Below are 11,339 nucleotides of genomic sequence, written 5' to 3'. Positions count from 1 at the left end.
TACGCCCAGCAAAGGTCCGACGACACAGCCGACCCCCCGGGCAGTTATCATGACTCCACAATTCGCTCCAAGGTTCTTGACACCATAGAAATCTGCCGTCACCACGGGGAAGATCGCCAGCATTCCATCGAAAGTCCGACAACAATCTTGCCTATCAAATCGCCAGAGGGTTATGAGTGAACTGAACAAGAAGTATATAACGGCCTGAATAGCGAACATCGTGAATAGTGTGGCAGTTCATCCAATGAAATCCGATATCGTTCGCCACGTTATGCGACCAACGAAATAAAGAATTGCATATACGACCAAAAGCGGAAAACCGTTGTTTATAGATGTCTGCTCCAGTCGGATCTTGGACATCTGGCCAATAATAGGCGATCCAGCTAATGTGTCAAAGAAGGACATGGACCGCAACAAATAGAGCTGACGCGTTCTTGTCACCTCTGCCAGAATATAGTCCTTTGCTGCAAGTCTGTGAAATCTTATCGGTTTCTTCTCAAGTTTCACCTTCTCGACGCCATCGGAAGAATTGGAGATGAAGACTAAGAGAGTGAATACAATTAGGAAGAGGAAACCCAGGGTTGTCAGAGCTACTGGAAGGCCAAACAGTTCTTAGAGATTAGACGTGAGTGGCGCGATATATACTGGAGCCAACCCGAAACCGCTTGCTACGATCCCTGAGATTCGTCCTCTGTGATCCGAATGGAACCACTTCACACCTGCCGGCGTCGGTAATGAATAACCTTTACCCATTGCCAATCCAAATACAAGTCCAAAGAAAAAGGTCAAACCGCCGCAGTAAGATTCAACCCCGAAAATACGAAACCTATGCCGGCAAGAATCGAGGAGAAAAGAGAACGGACATCGGACCAAATCTATCCTGCAGTTTTCCTCCCGGAATCATGGTAATAGCAAAGAACGCAGAAGCAAACATGCAAGGTTTTTGAGTCTGAGTTGCTGTCCGGCTCAAGTCGTCTATCAGGGCAAAATGAATTATTCCTAAGGAAAAGCGGACACAGAGATCTGATTGGCTCCTAACCACTGAAGACGGCGCGCCAACCTTTTTCGAATTATCGACAGACCTGTCCTCCTTAAATTGACGTTAATTGCCGGGCAAATCTGTTCAGTCGGTTCGTAGTACCGTACTGATATTTTAAATCATTAGTTAAGCATTAAGACCTCATTAAGGCCTCTATAATATGCAAGATAAGCCATGCTCACTTCTTGGCCCTGAAAAGCTTAGCGAAGGAGCCTGCAATTGCCTGTTGAAAATGTAGCAACTGCCACCCCCCATCAGCTTTCATAAGAAGAGCCGAGCCAAAAACCTCCACTCTTCTGAGAGCGGCTTTCCTTGCAAAACTAATACCCCTTTTCCAGGAAATAGAACAGAGTGAAGGTTTTTCAACGGTAACTTCCCAAGATACAGGCTCGAAAAGAACTCCAAATGAATCGAATTCCTTTTTCAGAAGATCAAGAAATTCGTCGATGCCAACGCTGACAAGTCCTTCAGGATTTATATAGGTGATTTCCTTACTGCAAAGTGCTCTTAACGAGTCAAAATCCTGACTTCTATAGCCTTCGAAGAAAGCCTTTAGAACATCTTTAGCCGACATCTTGCTAAGCTTCATTGACACACACCTCACTCCTCATCGCTAGTAAGATTTTATCATCAACCTGCCGATCATCTGTGTACAAGATGCTGCTGTATATGAAAGACAAAAGAATATAATCTTCCCGAAGAAGGGAGGTGGATCATGAGGAAAGTTCTCGCTTCAATTATTGCGGTTCTCCTTTTCTTTTCGGTACTTCCGGGGCTCACGTTGAGGATGGGGATTGAAGGCCCCTCTATACTCGGCCTGTCCTTTGAGATGGATTCTGGTCTTTGCTTTGGATTTGGAGCGATACCGCCGATCACGATATTCGGACCGGCAGGCCCCTGGTCTTTTTCTTTCACAGGAGGATACAGTTATTCATTGATAATCCTCCATAAGGACAGAATGGAAGTCTCAGCGCTTATGAGAGGTTGCCTGGGAGCGATCATTTCCGAATCGTTTAGTCTCGCAGCAGTTCTGGGTGTGCTTTTGGAAACGAAATGGAACATATCACCTGGACTTAAGGCCGGAGTTCAGCTAGGGTTGAATTTGAACATGGTTCAGAGAATCACATCTCCAGAAACCAACTTCGTCCCGATGGGTCAAGTGGGTCTCGTAATCGATTTCTAGATGAACCTATAGTCTCTTGAATCGTAACGTCTTTAACTTTCCAATTTCCCTGAATCCAAGACGATTATAGATTCTTCCTGCAGCAGGATTATCGTAGAGCAGACACGGAGTCCTTCCCTCCGCCATCAGATCTCCACACAGTTTCGAAACGACTTCGGAGCCATACCCCTGTCCTCTACAATCCTTTCTTGTTGCAACACCAATTATCATTGCCATATCGGAACTCTCTGAAGTACTGGCGGCCGTAGCCACGATTTCGCTCCTATCTTCAATTATATATCTTCGGGTGCTTCCGTCTCTCAGTGTGGCCATGAAAGACTCCTCTTCGGTCGCGTGAAACTCCTCTATCGAACTAACAAAAGCAAGGAGTTTCAAGGCGTCTTTCATCGTTGCCCTTCTTACCTTATGTGTTGGATCTATGAGACTGGGTTCTTTCAGAACTGCAAAATGTAGCATATCCTCTTCCTTGATCAAGCCACCCAAATGTGGGGAAATTGCATCTATCCCACCAACTGTCCCACTCAACATCATTGCCTCTTCGTACCCCCTTATGATTTCGGCTGCTTCCTTGAAATTCATTCTACAAGTATCTGCAAGAACGAAGAATTTGTAGTAACGAAGCAGTATCCCGTCAGGGCACTCGAAATTCCCTTCAAGAAAGATTTCCAAGTGCTCTGAGTCTGGACTTGTATTCTCGATATCTCCAATAATGAACATGTTGAACTCCTTGTTTTTGTACAGAAAAGGAAGGAGTCTCTTCCATTCACTTCCCTGGATCTTCTTCAAATAATCACCACCAGTATTCAGGCCTATAGAGAAGAATATACCAGAAAAATAGCCGAGAGCTTAGTCCATAGAAAAACTCGTGATAAATGTCACGGACTTGAACGCTCCAATGCTATAGACTCTGATTGAAGGGAGAGATAACTATGTCAAACAAAAAAGCCGCAACTCTCCGAGTAATAGTGGAGATAATTTTTCTTACACTCTTCTTTTTCTTGTTGAGTAACAAGGATTTGCAAAGATGGTTCCTGATATTCGGAATCGGTCTCCTAGGAGCTCTTTTTCTGGGAAGAGTCTATTGTGGATGGGTATGTCCTATGGAGACATTATTCAGACCTATCAACTGGTTGTACTCGAGACTGAGGATCAAGAGACTGAAGACACCAGCAGTATTCAAGAAAAACATATTTAGGTGGGCCATACTGGTGCTCTTCGTCATTCTTATGGTAGCATTTAAGGCCTTTAAGATAAGGATAAACCTGCTTCTGTACATCACCGCTTTCTCAGTCTTGGTTACTCTGGTATTCGAAGAGGAGTTCTGGCACAGATATATATGTCCCTTCGGAACACTTCTATCAATGTTCTCAAAAAGTCCGCTCTTCGGGATGAGAGTAGAAAAAACATCATGTGTTTCCTGTGGAATCTGTCAAAGGGTTTGCCCTGTAAGTGCAATTGAAACTGAAGAGGATGGAATGAAGATTGACTCCTCAGAATGCCTTGTATGTCTGAAATGCAAGGAGAGTTGCCCTAAACTCTCGATAAATTACTCTCGATTTGAATGATCAGTATTCTAACTTAGGAAAGGACAAAACTAAGAGCCATTGCCGTCCCATTGACTCTGGGGACGGCTTTCTATTGTTCTAATATCGGATTGCTCATGCGATTTTTAATGCTAGAATCATTCTATCTATTACAGAGCAGAGAGGTATTACAGTGGCGATTGAAGAAGGCAGCGACGACCTGGCTAGATCAGTTTTTGCTCTTCAGGAGCGGATGAAGGAACTGGATTGCATCTACAAAATATACAGTGCACTTCATGAGTCTTCGACTGTCGACGAAGCGGTTGAACCTGTAATGGAACAGCTTCCACAGGGATTTACATTTCCCGAACAGATAGCAGTAAGAATAGAGATCGAGGGAAACGAGTATATATACAATGAACAATGGTCTGATGAAAGAATGATCTCGGCGGGAATCGATGTGAACGGAAGAGAAATCGGCACAATAAGCGTCTCCCTAACAGAAGAGATTGACATAAGGAGAGATCCCTTTCTTAAAGAAGAGAAGAAGCTTCTTTCGGAAGTCGCTGCCGGGCTCTCCTATACTCTTGAGAGAGTAATCGTTCAGCAGGAACTGAGAGAAAGCCTTTCGAAACTCACTAATGCAGTAGAGGCTTCCGGCGAAGGCATATGGGACTGGGATATTAAGTCGGGCAAGGTTCTCTTTTCCAGGAGATGGAAGGAAATGCTTGGCTATTCTGACGAAGAGATCTCCAGCAGCGTAGAGGAATGGAAGAAGAGAGTTCATCCGGAAGATCTCGCTGAACTAGAGTCTCTTCTAGAGAAATGTCTTACAGGCAAGACGCCCAACTATCAGCTGGAGTACAGGCTTATTGGGAAGGACGGCTCGTCTGTCTGGGTTCTTGAAAGGGGAAAGGTTGTATCGAGGAACAAGACCGGGGAACCCTTGCGAATGGTCGGGATTCATACGGATCAAACACAGCACAGAGCGGCCGAAATCAGACTTCAAAGGCTTAACAAGCTGCTAACACTGATGTTCAGGGCAAATGAATTCTTGGTTCATGCAAAGGAAGAAGCCTCTCTTCTTAATGGACTTTGTGATATTGTCGCCAAGATCGGGGATTTTCCGCTTGCCTGGGTAGCCTTTAAGAGGCCTGGAGGAAAGACTCTTGATCCTGTTGCCGTCAGCGGAAAGGCAAAGGACTATCCATTTGAAGTTGCAATTACCTGGGACGAAAGCGAACTGAGCAGAAGTGCCATAGGAAAAGCCATTAAGACGGGAATGACCATTATTACCAGGAGTATTGATCGTTCCCCCGATTATCTGCCTTGGAAAGACACTGTTTTGAAGTACGGACTCAAAGCCTCGATTGCAATCCCTCTTTTGGTCGATAAAAAGGTAATAGGCAGCCTGGTGATTTACTCGGAGTATGAAGACGCTTTTGATAGTGAGGAGGTTCGACTACTGGAGGAGCTTGCTGAAGACATCTCATTCGGCATTTCATCAATGAGAATTGAAGCTCAGCTAGAGCACCAGAGCGGAGTTCTATCATCTGTTAGAAGAGTTAATCGTCTGATCGTTACCGAAAATGATATCGATGATCTCATAAAGAAGAGTGCCGAGTTGATGACCGGCTCAAGAGGCTTTGAGAGATGTATGATTGTGTTGACCAAGAATGGGGACCTTTCAAGCTGGGCAGCCTCGGGCTTCAGCAGATCTCAACTGCTGGAAATAGAATCCAGTTTAGAATCAGGTAATATTCCTCCAATGATGAGAGAGGCAATGGAAAGGGAAGGGGTTATTTCGATCGGAGGAAAGGAATACCGCGAGAAGTGCTTGACAGTTAACGACTCCGGTGATCTTGCGGTGTTTGCAAAAGGCTTAAGAGTTGCTGACAACTGCATGGGAGCCATGGCAGTTGTCATTAAGGCAAGTTTCTATCTTTCAAAGGAGGAAAGAGACCTCTTCTCCGAAATAGTCGACGACATCTCTTATGCAATCTATAAGCTCAAGCTTGAGAAGAACGAGAAACTTCTCCAGAAAAGATTCTCTCTGTTCATGGATAGACTTCCCGGAGCAGTATTCATTTCGGACAGCGATTTGAGAATGACATACTTCAACGATTTTGCAAGCAAGATGTTCGGATTCAAGGACGACTGGATTGGAAGAGATCCAAAGGAAAACTACCCGGGAAAGCTAGGCAGAGATATCCTTGACGACGACTTGCGAACTCAAAGCGGAGAACAGATAGTGAGGGAAGAAAGAATTATGGCTGCCGACGGTCAGGAGAAGATCCTCTATGTGCAGAAGTTCCCCATACCTTCCGAAGGCGACAGACCGATGATCGCTGCTATCGCTCTGGACATTACAAGTCGAAGGATTGCCGAAATGGCTCTTAAGAGGCTTGGGAGTGTCATAGATCTCTCGTTCAATGAGATGTATTTGTTCGACCCGGACTCATTGCGTTTCCTTCAAGCGAATAGAGGGGCTACGGAAAACTCGGGTTACACTCTTGACGAACTGCGTAAAATGACTCCTCTGGATCTGAAACTCAAGATGGATAGAGGAGTTTTCGAGGAAGTTCTGAACAGACTCAAGAAAGACCCGATGTCCTATGAAGTCTTTGAGACCGAGCATGTCAGAAAAGACGGAACCGCCTATCCCGTGGAAGTGAGACTTCAACTACATGAAGACGAATATGAGCGTGTTTTCGTCGCGATCGTTCTAGATATTACCGAAAGAAAGAGATCAGAGGAGTCGGTTAAAAGAAGCCTTGAATCACTAATAAACACACTGTCATCTCTTGTCGAGGCGAGAGATCCATACACTTCCGGTCATCAGAAACGGGTGAGTGAGCTTTCAGTTGCTGTTGCCCGAAGACTTTATTCAGATAATGATGAATACAAGGACATTATCGAATCGATTCGAGTTGCCGGGCTGCTTCACGATATAGGAAAGAGTGCAATACCTTCCGAGATACTGACAAAACCGGTGAAGTTGAACGATCTCGAGTACGACCTCGTCAAAGAGCATTCCAGTAAGGGCTACGACATCTTAAAGGGAGTTCATTTCCCGTGGCCCATAGCGGATATTGTGGTCCAGCACCATGAAAGACTGGACGGCTCAGGATATCCAAACGGGCTGAAACCAGAGGAAATTAGAATTGAGGCTCGAATAATTGCCGTTGCCGATGTGGTTGAAGCGATGTCTTCTCACAGACCTTACAGGGCCTCTCTTGGTATGGAGGCGGCACTAGATGAAATACGGCAGAACTCCGGAAGACTCTACGATCGAAGAGTCGTCGAGGCCTGCCTTGAACTTTTCGAAGAGGGGTTTCAGTTCACAGAGTGACCCTGCCAGCCCTTCCAGTCTTAAGACAATTCTAAGCGGTTTTCAGCTAAATCTTCTTTCCAGTTGATTCAGATAAGATTTCACTCCCGAAGAAAGATTACGAAGCACCTTACAGCTTACTTCATCCAGCTGACGAGTGTCCTGCGAATTGACGAGTCTATCAAAATATTCCCTTGAAAACTCTCCTGAAGGACTTTCGGAGGAAGCACCACGCAAAAGCCCTTTCACAAACAGTTCTGTCTCAGGTAGAAGGTCGAGGGCTCTCCTTCTTATTCCCTTTGTCATATCTTCAAGCCCATCGAATATGCCTGCTTCAGTCCGCTCTATCTCCTTCAAAAAAGGTTCGTAACCTCTCCACAACCGATAGCCCAGATATCTGTCGTGAAATTTGTGATAAACGCTGATTCTCCTGAACTGGCTCCTATAAAGAAAAGGGATCTTCAGAATTTCGAGAATAGTGCCCGGGGAAGTATGATAGGGTGTTCCGTTGTCCTCAAGATAGTGAATCGCTCTGGCCGCAAATCTCAGAGCCCAGTACCTGTCACCCTTTTGTATAGCAAGTTCGCTCATTTGATCGAAGTGAAGGAATCTCTTTGTAACTTCACCAAAGCGAAGTATGATGTGATACTCTTCATGTCGCCACGTTCCGCTGCTTCCCATAAACCTTTGCAGGGGAGAGAGCTTTAGGCCTCTGTCCATTCCAAAATCAGGTTCATAAGAGTAGACGGTCATAATCTGCCAGGCGGGGGCTTTGCCCCCGACCGGCAACGAATTCTCGAAGAAATCCACCCGCAGCTCTTCGTCCGAATCGGAAAGATACTGTCGCCCCAGATAATCTCCGAAGCCTCTCTTAGAAAAGTTGTAGGGGCCTGGGTCTTCTTTCTCATAAGTATAAGGTGTTACCTCTACTCTCTCAGAGAGAAAACCCTTGCCCCTATCCAGGCAGTAAAAAGTCAAGACATCATGACCGTCCATCTCAGCTCTTGATCACCCAGGCGCTCTCTTTGGAAAAATACAGATCCGTTTCCTTTCCCACAACGGGGAACTTTCTCTCGATTGGGTTGAAGGTCACTGCATTCAGAATCTTTCCATCGGGAAGCTCAATTTCGTACTCGACATTAGACCCCAGAAAAACGTATTTCAATACCTTTCCATTGAGAACGTTTATTTTGTCTTCTTCCCTGTCCGAGAGAGACTCCGGTCTCAGGACTATCCTCACATCATCTCCGGGGGAGAGTTCTCCACCCTTTCTGCCCACAAACTTCTTTCCCAGTGAACTGGATGAAACAGTTACCGAGTCTCCGTCGATAGATTCTACCTCGCCGTCAATAAAGTTGACCCTTCCTATGAAATCTGCTACGAAACAGTTCTGAGGTCTCGCATAGATGTCGAACGGGCTCCCGATCTGCATAACCTTCCCATCACTCATTACAACAATCACGTCGGAAATACTCATCGCCTCAACCTGGTCGTGAGTAACATAGACACTGGTAATATTGACCTCCTGTTGAATTCGCCGGATCTCAAGCCTCATAGACTCTCTCAATTTCGCATCTAGATTCGAAAGCGGCTCATCAAAGAGCAGAACGCTTGGTTCCATAACCAGACTCCTTGCAAGTGCTACTCTTTGTTGCTGACCTCCCGACAACTGATCCGGTCTTCTCTTCTCAAGTCCCTTGAGGCCGACGAGATCCGTCATTTCCCTTATTTTCTTCTTCATGGTGCTTCTGTCAAGTCTCTTAAGTTTCAAACCAAAAGAGATATTCTCCTCCACAGTTAGGTGAGGGAAGAGAGCGTAACTCTGGAAGACCATCGAAATGCTCCTCCTATTGGGAGGCAGGTTTGTGACGTCCTTTCCATCCAGCAATACGCGCCCGTTTGTGGGAACTTCAAAACCCGCGATGATCCTCAAAGTCGTAGTTTTTCCACAACCCGAAGGCCCCAGAAGCGTTACCAGTTGTCCTCTTTGAATCTCCTGATCAAAATCGTCTACGGCAACCGTTTCCGTTCCGTAGCTAGTGAAGACCTTTCTTACATTTCTCAGTACTAGACTCATCAAATCACCCCTGTCCTGCCGTTCCACCACTGGATAGACTAATTTTGTTCTTAAGGAAGATCTTCAATATAACAATGAAGCTCATGATCATACCGATCAACAGCACTGAAAAGGCACACGCTTCCGATAGACGTCCGGAATCACTCTGACTCAATATTTGAACCGTTATCAAGTTCCATCTGGCTGAAACAAGAAATATGGCCGCGCTGATTGCAGTCATTGCTCTGACAAAGGCAAAGACTAAAGCGGAGAAAAAGGCCGGCATAATTAGCGGCAGCGTCACTTTCGTGAAAACCTGCCTGTTATCTGCTCCAAGAGTATATGCCGCCTCTTCGATCGCAGGATCTACCTGGTTTAGCAAAGCAACGCCCGACTGTATTCCAACCGGTATGTACCTGAAGACGAAGTTGAGAACAAGTATCGCCAGAGTTCCCGTGAGCAGCAACGGGGGTTTGTTGAATGAAAGAATATACCCTATCCCGATCACTGTACCGGGAACTGCAAAGCTCAACATTGAAGTAAATTCCATGACCCTTCTTCCAGGAAAGACTTTCCTGACGAGAAGAAAGGCGATTATCATGCCAAGAACGGCAGATATCGGTGTGGATGTAAAAGCAATAACAAGAGTGTCCTTGATTGCTTCGAGTCCGACATCGAAGACATACTTGAAGTTCTCCAGAGTAAGAGTATTGTTCATTCCCCACGCCTTCACAAAGGCTCCCCAGAAAATCGTGGCGTAAATTGTGAGTGTGAAGACTGCGATAAACATACACAGTGAAAAGAGAAGCCATTTTACCGGTTTACTTACACTCTTAAGGACAGAAGTTGTCGGTTTTCCGGTCACCGTAACATACTTCTTCTTTCCAACCCAGTATTTCTGAATAATAAATGCAACTATGGAAGGAAACAGCAACCAGACTGCAAGGGCTGCTCCTCCTTTAGTATCGAACATCCCCGTTATTTGAAGATAAGCCTGGACGGAGAGCACGGGAAATTTGCTGCCCGCAAGAATCAAGGGATTTCCGAAGTCGGCGAGCGACTCTATGAATAGAACAAGCATCGTGCTTGCAATACCTGGAACCGACATTGGAAGAATTACTTTCCTGAAGGCCTGCCATCGATTTGCTCCGAGATTGAAGGCTGCATCCTCAAGTGTCGGACTTATGGTTCCTATAACTCCGTCCAGTGTGATGAAGGCAACCGGAAAAAAGCAGACCACCTGGGCCATCATGAGACCCCATAAACCGTACACCGGAAAATTCCTGATCCCGAATATCCCGGCGGTAATGATCCCGTTGAATCCGAAAAGCATTATGATAGAAAGCGCACCAATAAACGGTGGAAAGACTATCGGCAGAACGGCGACAGTTCTGAAGAAACCCTTCAGCGGAATATCCGTTCTGTTAAGTGTGTAAGCAAACAGATACCCGACGAGCATTCCGAATATTGCCGTAAGGCCGGCCACCAGAAGACTGTTGAAGAAGCCCTGCCTCATGTATCGATTCGAGAAGGCGTGGCTGTACGCGCTCAGGTCAAATCCGCCCTCCTTGTCGGTCATACTGACCGCGAAAACCCTGAATAGGGGATAGACAATGAATATTGCCAGGGCAGCGAATATCAGGACTATTATCAAAAGCAGAACTGGATCCCTAAGAAGATTCAGAAACCTATTTTTTGCTTCTTCTCCCCTTATAGCCACAGGACGACCTCCTATTAAAGCCCATCATTACCCATATTTCACCGGAGCTCAATAATCTTGTCTCTTAGTTCCAGAATCAGTTGGAATTTTCGCGTCTCTTCAGTCTCGCCATCCCACTTATTCTCTCGCTTTTCAACCAAGAGAAGAACCTGGGCGCGCAGCGTCAAAACTAATAGACGCTTTTCTCTCTCGCGAGACCCTACACCCCATAACCCTAGACCCAGTTGTTCCAGGCTCTTGATCTTGAATCCTTATCGAGCGGGGGGACCGCTTACGATGGGGGATGTGCTCTTTGAACACCTTTTAGAATAGGATTGCCTGTTCGAGAATTGAACTATCCATTCACTCTTCACGTTATTTGGTCTTGTGATTTATATGTATTCTCCTCCCAGAAACCAAGAACGAACATCGAACAACTGTTTTTACAGGACTACTTCAGAGCATCAGCTTTTCTCGCATACAAAGACCAGTGCAAACCCTCCGCTAC

At 45.8% G+C, this 11,339-nt stretch carries 8 protein-coding genes and 1 pseudogene; 3 read left to right on the top strand and 6 right to left on the bottom strand.

Going from position 1 to position 11,339, the window contains the following annotated elements; genetic code table 11:
• A pseudogene (locus ENN47_07890) lies at positions 1–1,042 on the bottom strand (MFS transporter).
• Between the two features lie 175 nt (positions 1,043–1,217).
• Complete coding sequence (locus tag ENN47_07885) at positions 1,218–1,613, bottom strand: DUF4440 domain-containing protein (GenBank protein ID HDP78088.1); 396 nt, start codon at positions 1,611–1,613, stop codon at positions 1,218–1,220.
• Positions 1,614–1,754: 141 nt separating this feature from the next.
• On the opposite strand from ENN47_07885, the gene ENN47_07880 reads away from it, so the two are divergent.
• Positions 1,755–2,222 carry a hypothetical protein gene (locus tag ENN47_07880; GenBank protein ID HDP78087.1) on the top strand — a complete coding sequence of 156 codons (468 nt, stop codon included), beginning with the start codon at positions 1,755–1,757 and terminating at the stop codon, positions 2,220–2,222.
• Between the two features lie 6 nt (positions 2,223–2,228).
• Here ENN47_07880 and ENN47_07875 read toward each other — a convergent pair whose 3' ends face one another.
• Positions 2,229–3,008: a GNAT family N-acetyltransferase gene (locus ENN47_07875; protein HDP78086.1), complete on the bottom strand. Its 780-nt coding sequence runs from the start codon at positions 3,006–3,008 to the stop codon at positions 2,229–2,231.
• Between the two features lie 143 nt (positions 3,009–3,151).
• Between ENN47_07875 and ENN47_07870 the strand changes: the two genes are divergently transcribed.
• Together ENN47_07870 and ENN47_07865 are read left to right on the top strand one after the other, a co-directional pair.
• Positions 3,152–3,787 carry a 4Fe-4S binding protein gene (locus tag ENN47_07870; protein ID HDP78085.1) on the top strand — a complete coding sequence of 212 codons (636 nt, stop codon included), beginning with the start codon at positions 3,152–3,154 and terminating at the stop codon, positions 3,785–3,787.
• A 151-nt stretch (positions 3,788–3,938) separates the two neighbouring features.
• On the top strand, positions 3,939–7,097 hold the full coding sequence (locus tag ENN47_07865; protein HDP78084.1) for a PAS domain S-box protein: 3,159 nt from the start codon (positions 3,939–3,941) through the stop codon (positions 7,095–7,097).
• Between the two features lie 42 nt (positions 7,098–7,139).
• Here ENN47_07865 and ENN47_07860 read toward each other — a convergent pair whose 3' ends face one another.
• The 3 genes from ENN47_07860 to ENN47_07850 are packed head-to-tail and all read right to left on the bottom strand — an operon-like array spanning position 7,140 to position 10,852.
• Positions 7,140–8,072, bottom strand: a complete 933-nt coding sequence (locus ENN47_07860) for a hypothetical protein (protein ID HDP78083.1) — start codon at positions 8,070–8,072, stop codon at positions 7,140–7,142.
• A 1-nt stretch (position 8,073) separates the two neighbouring features.
• A complete protein-coding gene (locus ENN47_07855; protein HDP78082.1) occupies positions 8,074–9,153 on the bottom strand; it encodes an ABC transporter ATP-binding protein in 1,080 nt (359 codons plus the stop codon).
• Positions 9,154–9,157: 4 nt separating this feature from the next.
• The gene (locus ENN47_07850; protein HDP78081.1) at positions 9,158–10,852 is read right to left on the bottom strand and encodes an iron ABC transporter permease; all 1,695 of its coding nucleotides are present in this window, start codon (positions 10,850–10,852) and stop codon (positions 9,158–9,160) included.
• Between the last annotated feature and the right edge of the window lie 487 nt (positions 10,853–11,339).

Source organism: Mesotoga infera (assembly GCA_011045915.1).
Lineage (GTDB): Bacteria > Thermotogota > Thermotogae > Petrotogales > Kosmotogaceae > Mesotoga > Mesotoga infera_D.
This window is presented reverse-complemented; position numbering and strand designations above follow the sequence as displayed.

What these genes read in the sequence shown, in the direction of transcription:
- ENN47_07855 (HDP78082.1), bottom strand. Translation starts at nt 9,153, where the DNA reads ATGAGTCTAGTACTGAGAAATGTAAGAAAGGTCTTCACTAGCTACGGA.
- ENN47_07870 (HDP78085.1), top strand. Translation starts at nt 3,152, where the DNA reads ATGTCAAACAAAAAAGCCGCAACTCTCCGAGTAATAGTGGAGATAATT.
- ENN47_07860 (HDP78083.1), bottom strand. Translation starts at nt 8,072, where the DNA reads ATGGACGGTCATGATGTCTTGACTTTTTACTGCCTGGATAGGGGCAAG.
- ENN47_07885 (HDP78088.1), bottom strand. Translation starts at nt 1,613, where the DNA reads ATGTCGGCTAAAGATGTTCTAAAGGCTTTCTTCGAAGGCTATAGAAGT.
- ENN47_07880 (HDP78087.1), top strand. Translation starts at nt 1,755, where the DNA reads ATGAGGAAAGTTCTCGCTTCAATTATTGCGGTTCTCCTTTTCTTTTCG.